This is a genomic window from Paenibacillus pectinilyticus, from assembly GCF_001700435.1.
Classification (GTDB): domain Bacteria; phylum Bacillota; class Bacilli; order Paenibacillales; family NBRC-103111; genus Paenibacillus_E; species Paenibacillus_E pectinilyticus.
The window spans coordinates 192,310-209,981 of sequence record NZ_LYPC01000002.1 but is presented as its reverse complement, the minus strand read 5'-3'; the positions used below and the strand labels follow the sequence as shown (position 1 = coordinate 209,981).

Annotated in this window: 16 protein-coding genes and 1 other RNA gene; 15 read left to right on the top strand and 2 right to left on the bottom strand. The window is 45.6% G+C overall.

Translation table 11 applies throughout. From position 1 onward, the window contains the following. Positions 1-48: 48 nt before the first annotated feature. From A8709_RS01250 to rnpB, 4 genes are all read left to right on the top strand, one after another. Positions 49-891: a hypothetical protein gene (locus A8709_RS01250; RefSeq protein WP_141692379.1), complete on the top strand. Its 843-nt coding sequence runs from the start codon at positions 49-51 to the stop codon at positions 889-891. A 3-nt stretch (positions 892-894) separates the two neighbouring features. After that, a complete protein-coding gene (locus A8709_RS01245) occupies positions 895-1,659 on the top strand; it encodes a tRNA (adenine(22)-N(1))-methyltransferase (RefSeq protein ID WP_065850389.1) in 765 nt (254 codons plus the stop codon). Then, a complete protein-coding gene (locus A8709_RS01240; RefSeq protein WP_065850388.1) occupies positions 1,635-2,744 on the top strand; it encodes a Nif3-like dinuclear metal center hexameric protein in 1,110 nt (369 codons plus the stop codon). Before A8709_RS01245 ends, A8709_RS01240 begins: the two co-directional genes overlap by 25 nt. A 96-nt stretch (positions 2,745-2,840) precedes the next feature. Continuing rightward, positions 2,841-3,255: RNase P RNA component class A (gene rnpB / locus A8709_RS01235), an RNA gene on the top strand. Between the two features lie 112 nt (positions 3,256-3,367). Here the strand turns inward: rnpB and A8709_RS01230 are convergent. Then, on the bottom strand, positions 3,368-5,296 hold the full coding sequence (locus A8709_RS01230; protein ID WP_065850387.1) for a S8 family peptidase: 1,929 nt from the start codon (positions 5,294-5,296) through the stop codon (positions 3,368-3,370). A 182-nt stretch (positions 5,297-5,478) separates the two neighbouring features. On the opposite strand from A8709_RS01230, the gene A8709_RS01225 reads away from it, so the two are divergent. The 9 genes from A8709_RS01225 to A8709_RS01185 all read left to right on the top strand — a co-directional run bounded on the left by A8709_RS01225 (position 5,479) and on the right by A8709_RS01185 (position 13,625). Beyond that, on the top strand, positions 5,479-5,979 hold the full coding sequence (locus A8709_RS01225) for a YpuI family protein (protein ID WP_065850386.1): 501 nt from the start codon (positions 5,479-5,481) through the stop codon (positions 5,977-5,979). Between the two features lie 86 nt (positions 5,980-6,065). Next, positions 6,066-7,160: a glycoside hydrolase family 15 protein gene (locus A8709_RS01220; protein ID WP_065850385.1), complete on the top strand. Its 1,095-nt coding sequence runs from the start codon at positions 6,066-6,068 to the stop codon at positions 7,158-7,160. Between the two features lie 47 nt (positions 7,161-7,207). Further along, on the top strand, positions 7,208-7,426 hold the full coding sequence (locus A8709_RS01215; protein ID WP_065850384.1) for a DUF1540 domain-containing protein: 219 nt from the start codon (positions 7,208-7,210) through the stop codon (positions 7,424-7,426). Positions 7,427-7,448: 22 nt separating this feature from the next. Continuing rightward, positions 7,449-7,859, top strand: a complete 411-nt coding sequence (locus A8709_RS01210; RefSeq protein WP_065850383.1) for a hypothetical protein — start codon at positions 7,449-7,451, stop codon at positions 7,857-7,859. A 336-nt stretch (positions 7,860-8,195) separates the two neighbouring features. Next, entirely contained in the window at positions 8,196-9,488 is a 1,293-nt protein-coding gene (locus A8709_RS01205) for a hemolysin family protein (protein WP_065850475.1), read from the top strand. A 124-nt stretch (positions 9,489-9,612) separates the two neighbouring features. Further along, entirely contained in the window at positions 9,613-10,323 is a 711-nt protein-coding gene (locus A8709_RS35370) for a lytic transglycosylase domain-containing protein (RefSeq protein ID WP_065850382.1), read from the top strand. Positions 10,324-10,489: 166 nt separating this feature from the next. Then, positions 10,490-11,668, top strand: a complete 1,179-nt coding sequence (locus A8709_RS01195) for a cysteine desulfurase family protein (RefSeq protein WP_065850474.1) — start codon at positions 10,490-10,492, stop codon at positions 11,666-11,668. Further along, the gene (thiI, locus tag A8709_RS01190; protein ID WP_065850381.1) at positions 11,665-12,873 is read left to right on the top strand and encodes a tRNA uracil 4-sulfurtransferase ThiI; all 1,209 of its coding nucleotides are present in this window, start codon (positions 11,665-11,667) and stop codon (positions 12,871-12,873) included. The genes A8709_RS01195 and thiI overlap by 4 nt, the downstream gene beginning before the upstream one ends. Before the next feature lie 71 nt (positions 12,874-12,944). Further along, complete coding sequence (locus A8709_RS01185) at positions 12,945-13,625, top strand: TerC family protein (RefSeq protein ID WP_065850380.1); 681 nt, start codon at positions 12,945-12,947, stop codon at positions 13,623-13,625. Between the two features lie 24 nt (positions 13,626-13,649). Here A8709_RS01185 and A8709_RS01180 read toward each other — a convergent pair whose 3' ends face one another. Next, positions 13,650-14,855, bottom strand: coding sequence for an MFS transporter (locus A8709_RS01180; RefSeq protein ID WP_065850379.1), 1,206 nt, complete (start codon positions 14,853-14,855; stop codon positions 13,650-13,652). A gap of 258 nt (positions 14,856-15,113) precedes the next feature. Between A8709_RS01180 and A8709_RS01175 the strand changes: the two genes are divergently transcribed. Further along, positions 15,114-15,554 carry a hypothetical protein gene (locus A8709_RS01175; protein ID WP_244163061.1) on the top strand — a complete coding sequence of 147 codons (441 nt, stop codon included), beginning with the start codon at positions 15,114-15,116 and terminating at the stop codon, positions 15,552-15,554. Positions 15,555-15,718: 164 nt separating this feature from the next. After that, on the top strand, positions 15,719-17,560 hold the full coding sequence (gene typA / locus A8709_RS01170) for a translational GTPase TypA (RefSeq protein ID WP_065850377.1): 1,842 nt from the start codon (positions 15,719-15,721) through the stop codon (positions 17,558-17,560). Positions 17,561-17,672 lie beyond the last annotated feature (112 nt).

Genomic DNA, 17,672 nt, shown 5'->3' with positions numbered 1-17,672 from the left:
CTACTACTAAAATCTTAGCATGATATCACCGATAAAGTAGCTAGGAAGGTGAGCGAACAAATGGATGCTGAGAGAAGAAAAGTGATAGTAAGAGAAATCGATCATTGGCGTAGAAGCAAATTGCTCCCGGAGCATTATTGCGATTTTCTAATGAATTTGTATGTGGATGATATGACACCTAAACCTGCATCAATTTTGGGTGTTTCGGCTACAGCAATAACAAACAGTAACTGGAAAATATGGTTGGGCTTTTTAGCGGTAATCGCCGCTCTTGCCTTATCTGCTCTTAATTTTAACTCTTTTGGATTGCCAATGCAAATTGGTATTTCCACACTTTTTGTCATCATTTGTTATGCAATTGCCTATCGACAATTTGGACGTGCACCCGTGATTTCATATGTCATGTGCGGAATTGCTTCCATTGCGATGCTGTTATTGGGTTTACACATGATGGATTTGGCCGATATTCAGAAATCTACAACGTATATTGGTTATTTGGCTTTCTGCAGTTGTATCTGGCTTTTCAATGGCTTGATTGGTCGGATGGCCATCTTTCAGATATGCGGTTGGGTCGGTCTTATAGCTACTTACGGTTGGCTCTTAATGCAAAAGTTAACAAATCCAGCCTGGTTTTCACTCGAATTAAGCTGGATTCCAGTGAGTATTGTACTTATATGGATGGCTTGGCTTGCACATCATACGAATAAACAAGCGGCTAGCGTGCTCATGCTAGTGGGAGGTCTTGTATGGTTTATTCCAGAAGCCATGACCTTTCTTGTCAACATCGACATGAGCGAAAGATTGATTCAGATGTCATTTACAGCTAAATTAGTTTCAGTAGGCGCAGCGTTATTTCTGTTGCGCAAAAAATGGGTAGAGTGGGTAATGTAGCAGATGATTAAACTATCGAAAAGACTTCAAATGATTGCAGACCGAGTACCTAAGGGTTCAAAGGTTGCAGATATTGGCTCGGATCATGCGTTGCTTCCAACCTATTTGGCACAGCAAGGGATTATTGTATCCGCAATTGCGGGTGAAGTTAATCCAGGGCCTTATGAAGCAGCGCAGAGACAAGTATTAGAAAGCGGCTTATCGAAAGTAATTCAAGTAAGATCCGGTGACGGGCTTGCCGTCCTTGAAACTGGTGAAGTGGATGTCATTACTATCGCGGGTATGGGCGGGAGTTTGATGGCTAGTATTTTGGATGCGGGGAAGTCAAAGCTTCCAGGAGTAAAGCATCTTATTTTACAGCCAAATGTAGGTGAGGATCATGTTCGTCGTTGGCTGCTTGAGAATGGCTGGAAGCTGGAATCGGAAGCGATTCTAGAGGAAGACGGCAAGATTTATGAGATTCTAACAGCGAGTACAGGCTCATTGGAGGAACGTGATGCATTAGAATCGCTTTACGCCGAGCGACAACTTCCAGGTGGAGTGAACGTGTCCAAGGAACGCTTGCATCAGATGGGGCCCTACTTAATTAACGAAGCTCCAGAGATTTGGTTTATGAAGTGGGAGAGCGAACTGAACAAGCTAGCGATGATCGAAGCGCAGTTAAAGCTTTCGACTGCTGAGGCTTCTATTGTTAAAGCGGAGCAGGTCCACAAGGAAATAAATGAAATCAAGGAGGTTCTCGCGTGCTTGCAAAAGGTCAAACCGTAATTCAGCTATTCGAACAGCTGGCACCCAAGCATTACGCGATGGCTGATGACAAAATAGGTCTGCAACTTGGCTCCTTACAGAAGGATATTACGAAGGTATTGGTTGCACTTGATGTCACGGATGCCGTTGTTGACGAAGCGATCTCAACTGGGGCTAATTTAATTATTGCTCACCATGCGATTATTTTCAGGCCTTTGGCTCACCTCCAAACCGACACTCCGGCAGGGCGTTTATATGAAAAATGTATCAAGCATGATATCGCGGTCTATATCGCGCATACGAATCTCGATGTGGCTGAAGGCGGCGTTAACGATTTGTTGGCGGATCAGTTAGGATTAACGGAACTCACTCACTTAGAAGATGTGCATACAGAGAAGCTGCAAAAGCTTGTTGTTTTCGTACCTGAGACACATCATCAGCAGGTCCTGGATGCCCTATTTAAGGCGGGAGCAGGCGGCATTGGTCAGTACAGCTCTTGCAGCTTCAACATCCCCGGGACGGGGACGTTCCTGCCGCAGGAAGGGGCGATTCCGTTTATCGGGGAAGTCGGTAAGCTGGAACGCGTACAGGAAGTGCGCGTTGAGACGATTGTAACCGCTGGCGTACAGCGCAGAGCGGTTCAAGCGATGTTGAAGGCCCACCCCTATGAGGAGGTGGCCTATGACCTCTACCCGATGGATCTCAAGGGTAGAGTGTTCGGTTTGGGCCGCGTCGGCAAGTTGCCAGCGGCCATGACGCTTCGTGAGCTCACGGAGCACGCGAAGGCGGTGTTCGACGTGCCGACGGTGCGCGTCGTCGGCGATCTCTCACGGCCCATCCGCAAGGTGGCCGTGTTAGGGGGCTCTGGCGGCCGCTACATGCGACACGCCATGTTTGCAGGCGCCGATGTGCTGGTCACTGGCGACATTGACTACCACACCGCGCACGATGCGCTTGCGGCGGGGCTGGCGATCCTCGACGTTGGACACAACGTCGAGAAGGTCATGAAGCGCGGCGTCGCGGATTACCTCGCCGCGCAGCTGGCAAAGACGGATACGCAGGTGCTTGCGTCTGCGATTGATACCGAACCGTTCCAGTTCATCTAGGAACGGTTATGAACAAGAAAGCCGAACTGTTTGTTTTCAGTTCGGCTTTTTAGTTGTAATTCGAAGGCATTCCTAGTATACTAGCCTATGCACTGGAAAGTTTGACAGACAATCGCTGGCTATGGGTAAGCCATAGCGAGAGGAAAGTCCGGGCTCCATATGGCAGGGTGCTGGATAACGTCCAGTCAACGCGAGTTGAAGGATAGGGCCACAGAAATGGACCGCCGATGGCTTGAAATATAGCACAGGCAAGGGTGGAACCGTGGTGTAAGAGACCACGAGGTTCTATGGTGACATAGATCCTGGTAAACCCCACTTGGAGCAAGACCTAATGGAACGCTAGTTGCTTTCGAGGCAGCAGTCTTCGCCTGAGACGCGTTCGGGTTGGTCGCTTGAGCTGTGTAGCAATGCATGGCCTAGATAGATGATTGTCGCTTCAATAGTGGCAGGGGAGCAGACGCCCGTTATGACCACTGGAAGTACAGAACCCGGCTTACGGCAAACTTTCCACACTGTCGGTTACCCGCATGGCCTCGGCTATGCGGGTATTATTATTTTTCTACATAAAAAACCTTCAACCCCACGAAGTGGCATTGAAGGTTTTTTTACCATTTAAATGGGAGTTATCTTTCGATCGCTCCCGCATACTTTCTCGGTACCAAGTGCAGCTGACGCGCAAAATCCTGCGGCCAATAAGAAAGCGGAGCGGTATTTTGCTTCGCCATTTCGATCGCTTTTACCACATCAATCAAGCCATAGCCGAAATATTTATCTCGACCTTCGTCTCCCAAATCTTGAGCAGACTTTCTCATGATGTCGTAGACTTCCGTATTTTTCAAATTCGGATTCGTGGACCGAATCAGTGCCGCAAGCGCGGTCACATGTGGACTTGCCATGGATGTACCGGACAATGCTGCATATTGATTATTCGGATACGTGCTGGCAATGCTGACCCCAGGTGCGGTGACATCAATATAATCCCCATAATTGGAGAATGGAGCTTTCTGATTCTGCGAATCGCTGGCAGCAACTGCAAAGACCTCGGGATACGCAGCTGGAAAACCAGGCTGTTCGGTGTTATCGTTTCCGCTTGCTGCAATTAAGGCAACGTCTTTATCATAAGCATATTGGATGGCATCATGCAGAAAGCCTGAATCCGCATAGTTGCCAAGGCTAAGATTCATCACTTTAGCGCCATGGTCAGCAGCCCAGATAATTCCTTGTGCGACCGAGTAGGTGCTGCCTGCACCCGTTTGATCGAGTACTTTCACAGGTAAAACCTTGTTATACCAAGTCATTCCTGCAACGCCTAGATTATTGTTCACAAGCGCCGCGATAACGCCTGTTACATGAGTCCCGTGGCCAACATCATCTTGTGGGTTGTCATTCCCACTGATGACGTTATAGCCCGGCAGAAGCTGTCCTTGCAGGTCAGGATGCTGTTGATCTACCCCGGTGTCTACCACGGCTACAATGACATCATTCGCACCGCGGTTCAATTGCCAGCCTTGGACTGTTTCAATGAGCGGCAAATTCCATTGATATTTTTGATACAAACGATCATTAGGCATAAAATTCGCAGAAACAGGTGCTTGCTCTGTGCCAGAAGAATGTGAATTCGAATTTGAACTAGAATCCGTTGTATCCTGGTCTTTTTCTTGATCGTCGTAATAATCATTCGTCATATATAGGAAATGAGGCTCCACATAAGCGACATTCCATTTGCTAAAATAGGCCATTAACGCCTTAGCTTCCATACTCTCTGTACGGAAAACATACGTATAACCTAGCTTTTGTGCTGAAATGGCTTTAATCTCTGCTTTGATTTGCTTCAGTTGGGCGTCTGTTGGATCCGTTTTGAAACGTACCACAACTTCGTTCTGATGATAATGGCTTGTCCCTTGATTATCCTCGGGATGATCCACAACTTTATCTTTCAGAGAGTGCGTATCCACCGATTCAACCTTCCACCGATTCTCATTCGGATAAGGCTCAAGTCTTAAATTTTTCATTTGATGATCCGTGACTTGTGCAAGTACATCTTGATGTATGACACCAATTAAGGAATCATTGCCATTCGTTGATGGAGTGCCCTGTACAAAATAAACCTGATGCCCAGCTCCAAATTTAGGTGATTGATAATGTTTGCCAGCATCTACAGCCGTTTTCGCTTCTTTCAGATAGGTTGCTGCTTGATCTTTGTTCGAAGGAGGTAAGTCACCGGATTGAATCCCTTTCTCCCATGGCTGGCCTTTTTGGGACCAAACAAGCACATCCATCTTCTCGTGATGGCTTCGCATATTTTTTAACACATTCGTTACCGGCTCGCCGCCTTCAATTTGACTGAGCATAGTGGTATAATCAATAGCGCATTGACTCCTACATAGTTCATCCGTCAGCTTCACATCCTGTTCCAACAGGGCAAGCTTTGATGTCGTTTCGTACTTTGCACTGTAGACTTCGGGTCCAGGTTTGGGGCGGTTATTGTGCTCGGGAAATAAAATAATACCTAAGCCTAAAGCAAGTGTAATGGTTGAAAGATAACGCCACATGGCTCTAACCCTCCTTTTCTGACTTTTGAAAAAAGGCCAACTCGTAGTAAAAAACAAATTAACTAGGTTTAGGGTTAGGCGAGCGGGATTGTTTTATGCATGGTATGTGCTGTTTTACATATACCACTTCGGGAACATTTATGGTAGGATAGAAGTAGCGCAATTATAGGAGGTCTTCTTACATGGCTGTTTTTAATGTGAAAAATGTTTGTGATTCCACGCGTACTAAACTAAAAGAAACGACGGCCAAAATGGAACTGTTTCTTAATCAACATTCGCTCTCCCTGTTAAATGTGGAAAATGATCCAGCAATGGACGAGTTTTACCGCGGTTATCTACAGGATACTCGTCATCTTCTTGTTTTTTGCGAAGTGGCTTATGAGAAATTGGGCGTTAGCTTGAGACGTCCTACTTTTAATGTTGATTTTTCAGAAAAAGTGCTCTATGAGGTATATCATACATGTGTTAATACCTTTTTCTATCCGAAGAATGAGTGCTATTCCGAAGACGGTCGTTATGCTTATACCGGGCAAGATGCGATTCGTTTCCGTAAAAAACCATCCCGTGACGTTCGTGATCTAACGATCGAATTGTCCAAAGTCTTCGAAGAACTTCGTGAAGATTTGGCCTACTATGAAACAGATTACATCACACAACGCCGTATGCAAGGCGAAAAAGTATAATCTGACTATTTATCTCAACTTCAGAAATAAACGACCAAGAGATGCGATTCGCGCATCTCTTTTCTTATACAAAGGGGAGATCAACCATGGAGCAGGAACAACTCATCAGCCGAAGCATTGAAGTTATTAAGTTGAATCAACATCCAAGCGGAGGTTATGTGGCTTCGCCGCTATTTCCTGCGTATACGTATAGTTGGTTACGAGATGGGACCTTTATAGCGAATGCGATGGACCGTGTGGGAGAGACACAGAGTGCTGAGCAATTTTATCGGTGGGTGCACAATGTGCTGAAAGACAAGCGTTCGCGGTTAGATGAGCTTCTTCGCAAGCATGCGAACAACATCTGGATTGATCGATCTGAGTTTCTCGGAACGCGGTATCATTTGGATGGTCGCGACGATCATTCGGAGTGGGGTCATTTTCAGCTGGATGGATATGGAGCTTGGCTATGGGGACTGGTGGCACATATCCGCCAGACTGGCAATACCTCACTGTTAGATGAGTTCAGAACGAGTATTGAAATAACGGTAGATTATGTGATGAACTTCTGGCACTATCCGAATTTTGACTGCTGGGAAGAATATCCGGATTATGTACATCCAGCAACCTTGGCTTGTCTGTATGGCGGTCTTAACACGCTTGGAGAACTGGAATCACGACAGGATTTAGTTGAAAAGGCACAATTTATTCGACAATTTATACATACACATGCTGTCCATGAAGGAAGATTTGTGAAATCAATCCATTGCATCAATGAAATATGGCAACCGGCTCTAAGCGGTGTAGACGCCAGCTTGCTGTGGCTCGCTGTACCTTTTAACGTGTGCGAGGCCACGGATCCGATCATGGTCCGCACCGTGCAGACGATCGAAGCTGAATTGAAGCATGGGGGCATCCAAAGATATTACGAAGATCGTTATTACGGTGGAGGCGAATGGCTGCTTTTGACCGCGTGGTATGGCTTAGTGAAGTTAGAAATGGGTGACAAAGAAGAGGCGCAGCGATGTTTAACTTGGATCATGAGTAAAGCAGACGGGCTGGGGCGCTTTCCCGAACAAGTGACCGATCATCTACGAGAGCCTGGTGTCTATGCAGAATGGACCGCCAAGCATGGTGAACCCGCGCTGCCGCTCCTATGGTCTCATGCGATGTTCTTGGTGCTATCTGACAGACTTTCTTGAGCATACTTCACTCCTGAGGCGGGCAAATTGTTAAGGGGGTGATGAGGATGCCAGCAGTAAAATGCGCAGTTGCTAATTGTGAATATTGGACACAAGGCAACAATTGTCATGCAGATACGATCATGATCGAAGTCGATCAACATGCAAATGCTAGCTACAATGAAGAGTTTGCTTCAGAGGACTCATTTGAAACCACGCATCATGATGCAGCGACGAAAGCGGCGAATACGTGTTGTCATACGTTTAAAGCCGCGACCAAACATTAGGTATGTGTAACGCGGAGGTAGCATGAATAAAGAGGAAGTTTCTCTAGACAATGCGACCAAGGAGCGATTCCAGAAGGATCAGCTTCGCATCGAGAGCGGTTTGAATAGCCGAGAAGAGTATGCTGCTGAAATTGCTGTACCAACCAGTGGTCGGATGAACCGTTATGAATCGAGTGCACCAGGTTCTTCGGTTTCGGATGAAGAAGTTGCTGAGCTTGTTGAAGCTGTCACGCGAAATAAAGCCGTGGGGTATGTTGCTTTCTTCGTAGCGTTAGCCTCTTTATTTGTCTGGCCAGTGCTGCTGGGTGTTTCGGGTATCATTCTCGGTGTTATTGCTTTTGTAATGGGAAATAAGGGATTAGGCTCGTGGTCTGTGGCCTTGGGAATTATTGCTGTAGCCGCCTATTTTTTGCTAATGCCTTATTATTCGTAGCACTTTTCAAGCAAGCCGAGAAATCGGCTTGTTTTTATTTTATCTGAAAAAAACGTGAAAAAGAGCATTACGAGGCGATTAATGAGGGTAATTGACTCAAAATGGGCTCATTTTAATAGATTTGCGCCCATTTGCTCGTACTATTTGGCTTCAAGAGTCATATTCGCACCTTTGAATGATTACAGTATTATTATATAATGAATAGTGATATTTAAAATTTAAAATCGAAATTAAGGGAGGTGTACCTACTCTCCTCGGTGCAGCTTTTGCGCCTGTTAGGGGATAGGTAAGGTATTGGAAGATCCTTTGCCCGAAACGTTAATCAGTTTTCTGTTAATGTTTGGACTGGTGTTGTTAAACGGTTTTTTTGTCGCAGCTGAATTTGCCATGGTTAAAGTACGGGGAAGCCGTATTGAGTCGCTTGTTGGGGAAGGTCGCCGAAACGCGAAATTTGCTCAACGGATTATGAATAACCTCGATTCCTACTTAGGTGCCTGTCAATTAGGTATCACGCTCACATCGTTAGGACTTGGTTATGTCGGTGAACCAACCTTTGCCAAAATTTTGGAGCCACTATTTGCGCCGCTGCATCTGCCTGATACCGTTTTTCACACAATTACGTTTATTATTGCCTTTTCTTTAATGACCACTCTTCATATTACGTTAGGTGAACAATTTCCCAAAACGTACGCGATTCGTAAAGCAGAACAAATTACATTGCTTTCCTCAGGACCCATGGTATTATTTTATAAAATCATGTACCCTTTCATCTGGATGTTGAATGGAATTTCCAATTGGATGCTGCGCAGAGCAGGGATTGAGCCTACAACGGAGCATGAATCCGCTCATACAGAGGATGAAATTCGTGTCTTGATGCAGGAGAGCCACAAAAATGGACTAATAGATAATACAGAGCTCACGCTTGTTGATAATATATTCGGATTCGCAGAAACGACGGCTCGCGAAATCATGATTCCACGAACAGAAATGGAATGTTTGTATGCGGGTCTCTCTTATGCAGAGAACTTAGCCATCGCGATCAAAGAGATGCGAACACGTTATCCTGTATGTGATCCCGATAAGGATAATATTATTGGTTTCGTTCACATCAAAGATTTATTGAAGCCCGATGCCAACTTGAAAGGTATTAAGAAAATTATTCGACCGATCACAACCGTGCCAGATTCCATTCATATCAGTGATTTGCTCAAAATGATGCAAAAACGCAAAAGTCAAATGGCTTTGCTGATTGATGAATACGGTGGTACTTCAGGTTTAGTTACGTTAGAAGACATCATGGAAGAAATTGTTGGGGAAATCCAAGATGAGTTCGATGAGGAACGCCCAACGATTGAGATGAGGGATGAGAACACATTCTCGATTGACGGTTTATTGTTAATTGATGAAGTGAACGATTACTTTGGTCTCGAAATTGAGTCGGATGACTATGATACGATCGGTGGTTGGATCTATTCCCAGACCGAAATACCGCCAAGTCGTAATCAACAAGTCAGCTATAATGATGAATTTATGTTCATCGTCGAAGAAACCGATCATTTACGTATTTCACGCGTCATGGTGAGAAGAGCAACGAATGACAATGAAATGCTTCAGCAAAATATTTCTTGAAAGCGAAGAGGGACAGTCAATTGACTGTCTTTTTTCTATGATCGGAAAATAAAAAAAGGATGGTCGCGAAGGCTCAAAACGTGTACAATAAATACATTGAAATTCAAAAAGCGAGGTCTGACAGATGAGCAGCGTAACAAATACGAACCAAATCGACCCAAGAGTATTGAAGGAGCTGCTTCAGCTTCAGACGATGAGCAAGTTGAGTCTGTTTGCCGACGATACATCGTCCTCCTCCGAAACCGATGATTCGAATGATTTTAGTGAACTTTTGAATTCATTAATGGGACAAGGTACGGACACAAGTAATGTATTCGATACTTCATCGCTCAACCCATCTTTAAATAGTTTGCCAAGCGCACTAGGTGCATTAAATAAATCGTATACACCGCTTCAATCCATCTCACAAACGTCATCTGTTTCACAATTTGAAGGGCTGATCCAAGCGGCAAGTCAGAAATATGGGGTAGACTCATCCCTGGTTAAAGCGGTTATTCAGCAAGAGTCATCGTTTAATCATCAGGCTGTCTCTACAGCAGGTGCTAAGGGCTTAATGCAACTGATGGATGGAACAAGCAGCGGCTATGGGGTAACGAATCCATTTGATCCCGCACAAAATGTAGATGCTGGCACGCACTTCCTGAGCGGCTTGCTCAGTAAATATAATGGCAACGAAGGGGTTGCATTAGCAGCCTACAATGCTGGACCTGGTCGTGTGGACCGTTTGGGTATTCGAACCGATCAGGATTTGGAGAAAAAGCTGCAGTTTCTTCCCAAAGAAACACAAGCTTACGTATCCAAAGTACTTGGACATCGTCAAAATTTTTCTCTATAGAACGTGTAAACATAGGCTGATTTTCGCGTGTGACATGCGGAGATCGGCTTTTTCTTTTGAACAAGCAAACTTGAGTTCTCACGGGTTATAGGCTTTAATAATGAAAGGCCTCCCATGCTGAACAGGAAGGACGTAGTTAATGGTTGTGAAGGGGAATCAGCCTGCTATGCTATATATGGATTACGCGGCAACCTCGCCGCTCTACGAGGAAGTTATTGATACCATCGCCGAGGTGATGAAATCCCATTATGGGAATCCATCCTCGATCCACCGTTTGGGTGTGGAAGCCGAGAAGCTTCTGCAAAGTGCGAAGAGCGTTATCGCGTCAGCGATCGGCGCATCTCCGAATGAGATCATCTGCACGTCCGGCGGGACCGAAAGCAACAATCTCGCCATTAAAGGCGCAGCTTACGGTTATCAACAGCGAGGTAAACATCTTATTACGACACAAATTGAGCATGCTTCGGTCAAAGAAGTATTCGGTCAATTAGAGCAGGAAGGCTTTCGGGTCACCTATTTGCCTGTTTCTCATACAGGGAGCGTTAGTCTAGCCGACCTGCAGGCCGCGATTTGTGAGGATACGATTCTAGTTAGTATCATGTATGTGAACAACGAAGTAGGCACAATTCAACCGCTTCAAGACATTGGTCGCTATCTCTCAGCGTATCCTAAAATCATTTTTCATGTCGATGCTGTACAAGGACTTGCGAAATTACCGCTGGAGCCAAAAGCATGGGGAATCGATCTATGCAGCGCATCGGCGCATAAATTTCGCGGCCCCAAAGGCGTGGGCTTCTTATATCGGAGAACGGGCCTGCAGTTGAAACCTCAACTTGCCGGAGGCGGGCAAGAATATGGTGTTCGCTCAGGAACAGAAAATGTCCCTTTAATTGTGGGCATGGCCAAAGCATTGCGAATAACGATGGACAATCAAGCTGCGAAAATAGCTCATAAATATAAGTTGAGACGCTTACTGTTAGAGGGTATTGCGTCAATGCCTGAACTCAGCCTAACAGGTTCGGAACAGGAAGAGGAGATGGCTCCACACATCGTTCATTTTGCTTTTGCAGGAATGAAAGCAGAGGTCGTCGTCCACGCACTAGAGCAGCGAGAGATCTATATCTCGACGAGATCCGCCTGTACGTCAGGTGAATCAGAACCGAGTGAGGTTATGCTGGCAATGGGCTGCAGCCGTGAGCTGGCCGTGAGCGGCTTGCGGATTAGCTTTTCAGATGAACATACAGAACTAGATATTGCACAATTCTTACGTACGTTACAAGAGGTGGTCAAGGAGCTAGCTCCCATGAGGAATCCATCCATGATCAACAGGGGGAAGCGAAGATGAAACCAGATTGTCTAATTTTACGTTTTGGCGAAATGATGCTGAAAGGCAAAAATCGGAAGCGTTTTGAACATAGTGTGATGATTCAAATTCGTAAAGTTTTAAGTTCTTTTCCAGATATCAGGTATATTCCCGAGTTTGGACGCGTATATGTGGAGCTAGGGGGTGCTGCTTATGAGCCTACTTCAGCAGCACTGCAGCGTGTATTTGGACTTGCTTCCTTCAGTCCGGCATTTCACGCGCCACTAGAGCTAGAGGCGATCCAGGAGACTGCACTGCGAATGATGCAGGCACTGCCGAAACAACCAGCGACCTTTAAGGTAACGGTTCGCAGGGTGAATAAATCATTTCCCCATGACTCACAGCAGATGAATTATTTGGTTGGCGGCTACGTTCTACAAGCCATTCCTGGGTTACAGGTGGATGTTAAGAAGCCTGAGGTTGAATTGCGTGTTGAAATTCGAGAAGACAAGGTGCTTCTCTATGTCGAGGTTATTGCAGGAGCAGGCGGCTTTCCATCGGGTACAAGCGGCAAAGCCTTGTTGATGCTGTCAGGCGGCATTGATAGCCCTGTAGCAGGTTGGTTAGCGATGCGTAAGGGACTTACCATGGAGGCGATACATTTCCATAGCTATCCCTACACAAGCGAGCGTGCAAAGGATAAAGTCATCGAGCTTGCTCATCAGCTTGCGGGCTATACGGACTCCTTAAAGCTGCATCTGGTGTCTTTCACAGAGGTTCAAACCTCGATTCACCGTGCCTATCAGGATAATCTGCTTGTTACACTCATTCGAAGAGCTATGTACCGCATTGCGGAGCGTGTCGCAGAGCGAGAAGGACTCAGTGCCTTAGTAACCGGTGAAAGCTTAGGACAGGTGGCCAGTCAAACGTTACCGAGTCTTAACGTCATTGGGCGGGTTGTCACACTGCCGTTGCTGCAGCCGTTGATGATGATGGACAAGCAAGAAATCATTGGTCTTGCAGAAAACATTGGTACATTTCCAATCTCGATTCTCCCCTATGAGGATTGCTGTTCCTTATTTCTGCCGCCGTCGCCAAGCACGAATCCTAACTTGCGGTTGGTTGAGAATTTGGAAGAGAGCATGGATTTTTTAAACGATCTGATCGATAAAGCGGTCTTAGGAACAGAAACTATTGAAATCGTGCATGGACAATTGAAAAAGGAAACTAATTCCCATTTATTCTAACTCTTGATGCCGCTGTAATCGCCACACTTCCAATCATTTGCTCTCCATGTTCGCTAGGAGGAATGTAAAGCATGATTGATGCGCTCTTTTTATTTCTGCAAATTATGTTAATTAACATTGTGCTGAGCGGAGATAATGCCGTTGTCATCGCGCTTGCTAGCAAAAACCTTCCGCTGGATCAGCGCAAGCTGGCGATCTGGTGGGGGGCCTTCGGGGCCATTGCCTTGCGTTTGATTCTGACACTTGTCGCTGTAAGTTTACTGGATATTCCATTCATTCAAGCGGGCGGGTCTGTGCTGCTATTATGGATCGCCATTAAGCTGCTCACTGACGAAGATGGCCATGCGAATGTGAAAGAGGCTGCAACACTTGGCAAGGCGATATGGACAATTATCGTCGCTGATTTTGTGATGAGTTTGGATAATGTCTTAGCGATCGCTGCCAAGGGGAATGGCAATAATACGGTCATCATCTTAGGAATAGGACTAAGTATCCCGATTATTATTTGGGGAAGCACGATGGTTATGACACTGCTGCAAAAATATCCGATTCTGGTATATATGGGCGCAGGAATTCTCGGTTATACCGCAGGGGAGATGTTCGTTAAGGATGACAAAATGATCGACTGGTTGCTGCATGATTATGAGTTTCTCCATGTTTGGATTCCGATTATGGCGACAGTTGTCGTGATTGCGACAGGCGGTATTGCGAAATGGGTGCGATTGCTCTCATTCAAGACTAGGAATGAATAACAGATATAGCACACTGACGCGTTGTCAGTGTGCTGTTTTTTTGTGCAGCGTTAAGGTCCAGAAGGACCAACCATAGATCACAAGAAACAAGACGATAAGGATCGTGGAATAGCGATACATCAGCGCATAACTGCCGCTCCAGTTGGCAAGCGCTCCTAGCACCATGGCACCTAAGCCAATACCGAGATCGTTGGCAGAGAAGAAGGTGCCATTTGCTGCCCCGCGTCGTTCCGGCGACGAGCGTGATATGGTCCAGGCCTGTAAAGCGGGTTGAATCGAACCGAAGCCTACACCGTAACAAAGTGCAGCCAGTGCTAAGCTGAGATTGGAATGTGCATAAGATAGCAGAAACAGCCCGCTTATGGTGAAGATGGCGCCAGGAATGAGCACCCATTCGGGTCCTCTGCGATCAAACAGTACACCAGTAACTGGCCGCACGAGCAGGACCATGCTGGCGTTACAGAAGAAGAACAAACCTACATTCGGAATGCCCGTCTCACGACCAAATAAGGTGATAAAGGTAACGATGCCGCCATAACAAATGGCTGTGCAGAGCAAGAGAGATGAGGGAAGAAGGGCCGAACGTTCCCACAATCGATCGACAAAACGAGATCGTTGGGTTGGATGTAAAGATGTGATCGGTTTCGGGTATGTAATAAAGAGTGAGCTGAATAAAGATAGAATAGCTAGGCATGTAGATACTAGAAGCACATAACGGAAGCTGTATGCTTGCATAATCCACAGGCCGGTGAGCGGCCCAACTGCCATGGCAAAGGTGTTGGATAATCCGTAATAGCCCATGCCTTCTCCTCGCCGTTCCGCGGGGATGATATCGGCAATTACGGTGCCCAGAGAAGTTGTAGAAAGGCCCCAGCCTATACCATGTACGAAGCGTGCAGCGAGAATAAGTGTGACTGCTGCGATGTAGGAGTAGCCAGCGATCGTGAGCGCACAAATGGCTAAGCCGACAAGCAGCACATGCTTTCTTCCTAATAAATCTAGAGCCCGTCCAGCAAAAGGGCGAGTTAATAATGAAGATATTGTAAATATGCCAATCACGAGACCCACTTGTACATTATCCCCGCCTAATTGCGACAAATGTGTTGGGATGGTCGGAATGAGCATTTGAAAGCTGAAGAAAAGCAATAGATTGGCCAGGGCTGTGATCAAAAAATCTTTGGTCCATAAAGGTTTTCGTTGTTTTTGTTTGCTTGTGACGGATTGTTTCATGCTGCCTCCCCAGTTGTAGATCGACAAACCCTTTAGCTGTAAATAAGGGATTTGCACGTGAGTTAGTCTTCCCTAGGATCGGGAAATGAACGCAACTTTATTTGGCGATAAACACCTAGCATTTTCATGTCAGGTACGCTAAACTATTTGTTGAAGGATGTCGATTAATCTTATAAGCACATCCCATTATGCTGTAAACATTTAGGAGGGATTCGTATCGCTAGAAATAGCTACTCCATCGGAATTTTATTTATTGGCTTGGCCGTTTTGTTATTGCTGGGCAAACTAGGGTTCTTCCAGCTTCTTCTTTCATTCTTTTGGCCGCTTATCTTACTCGTGCCTGGACTGCTCTTTCATTACTTGTACTTTAACCGAAGATTACCTGCGGGTGTGCTCGTTCCAGGAGGCATTCTAACGACGTATGCACTGATGTTTTTCTTTTGCAATTTATTCGGCTGGGGCTCCATGAGCTATATTTGGCCTGGCTTCATATTAGGCGTAGCGATTGGATTATATGAACTTCATTTGTTTGATCGTGGTAGTGATCGAAGTATTTGGATTGCAGCTATGGTCCTGGGTGTCGTTGCAGCTATCTTATTTTGCTTAACAGTGCTGATTAAATTAGGGATTTATGTAATCGCTTTGATCCTTGTCATTGCTGGACTTTCCATGATTTTCCGCAAGCGCAGATTTTGGTGATCGCGCCTCTTTCCAGTGAAAAGTTTTGTTTTATGCGCCTTTTATCTTGCATAATGTCGAGAAACTGCGTATACTAAGGGTAAATGTCAAGCGTCGGCGCTTATGTCCGACGCTTGTTTTATGAACAGAGACGAAAATTATAGGGTAGAGAGGGTTTGACATTCATGCATGCAAGAGACAAGATTCGCAACATCGCGATTATCGCACACGTTGACCACGGCAAAACAACACTCGTAGATAAATTGCTTCAACAATCCGGAACATTTCGTGATAACGAGGCTGTTCAAGAAAGAGCAATGGATTCTAACGATCTAGAGAGAGAACGCGGTATTACCATTCTTGCGAAAAATACAGCGATTAACTATAAAGATTACTTGATTAACATTGTAGATACACCTGGGCATGCTGACTTCGGCGGAGAAGTTGAACGTATCATGAAAATGGTAGACGGCGTATTGCTGGTAGTTGATGCTTTCGAAGGTACAATGCCACAAACGAAATTCGTTCTGCGTAAAGCACTTGAGAGCAACCTTTCTCCAGTAGTTGTCGTGAACAAAATTGACCGTCCAAATGCGCGTCCACAAGAAGTTGTTGATGAAGTTCTTGACTTGTTCATCGAGCTTGGCGCAACTGACGAGCAACTTGATTTCCACGTTGTATATGCTTCTGCATTGCAAGGAACTTCAAGTCTTGATCCAGAGAAACAAGATGATAACATGGAAGCAATTTATGAAACAGTTGTTCAGCACATCCCAGCTCCAACAGAAGATGTTGAACAACCGCTTCAGTTCCTAGTTACATTGATGGATTACAATGAGTACTTGGGTCGTATCGGTGTAGGCCGTGTGAACCGTGGTAAAATCCGTCAAGGTCAAACAGTTACGGTTATGACACGTGAAGGCGGACAAAAACAAGCTAGAATCGAAAAACTTTTCGGCTTCAGTGGCTTGAAACGTATTGAAATCGAAGAAGCAGCTGCAGGGGACATCATTGCCATTGCAGGGATCAAAGATATTAACATTGGTGAAACGGTTGCAGATCCTGCGAACCCAGAAGCTTTGCCAGTTTTGAAAATCGATGAGCCAACGCTTCAAATGACATTTATCGTGAATAACTCACCATTCGCAGGCCGCGAAGGTAAATGGGTGACTTCCCGTAAAATCCGTGAGCGTCTATACAAAGAGCTTGAAACAGATGTTTCCTTGCGCGTTGAAGATACAGACAGCCCGGATGCATTCGTTGTATCAGGCCGCGGTGAGCTTCACTTAGGTATTCTGATCGAAAACATGCGCCGTGAAGGCTTTGAATTGCAAGTTTCCAAACCGGAAGTTATCATTCGTCAAATCGACGGACAAAAAATGGAGCCAATCGAGCATTTGATCATCGATGTTCCTGAAGACAGTATGGGTTCCGTAATGGAGAGCTTAGGTTCTCGTAAAGCCGAAATGGTCAACATGATTAATAACGGCAGTGGTAACGTTCGTCTAGAGTTCAAAATCCCAGCACGCGGTTTGATCGGTTACAGAACGAACTTCCTGACACTGACACGCGGTTACGGAATTATGAACCATGCGTTCGACAGCTATGGTCCTTACCAAGGAGCTGGCGTTGGCGGACGTCACGAAGGCGTACTGGTTTCCAGTGAATCCGGTGTATCCACACTTTACGGAATTCTTTCTGTAGAAGATCGCGGTATCTTGTTCGTGCATCCACAAACAGAAGTTTACGAAGGTATGGTTGTTGGTGAGCACACACGTGACAATGATATTATCGTTAACATCTGTAAAGAAAAAGCGGTTAATAACATCCGTTCCGCGAATAAAGAAGAAACAGTAAAAATGAAAACTCCTCGCTCGTACTCCTTGGAGCAAGCGCTTGAGTATTTGAATGATGACGAGTATTGCGAAATCACTCCGAAATCTGTTCGTATCCGTAAAAAGATTTTGAACAAGAGCGAGCGCGAGCGTGCTGAGAAGCACCGCAAAACGGCGGAAGCTAACGTTTAATTCACAAAGTGTTCGAATAAAGGGAAATGTCGGCTATCACGCCGCATTTCCCTTTATTTCTTTGTCGTTTTAAGGGATAATGGGGAATAGTTGCTTGTATAATTATTAACTT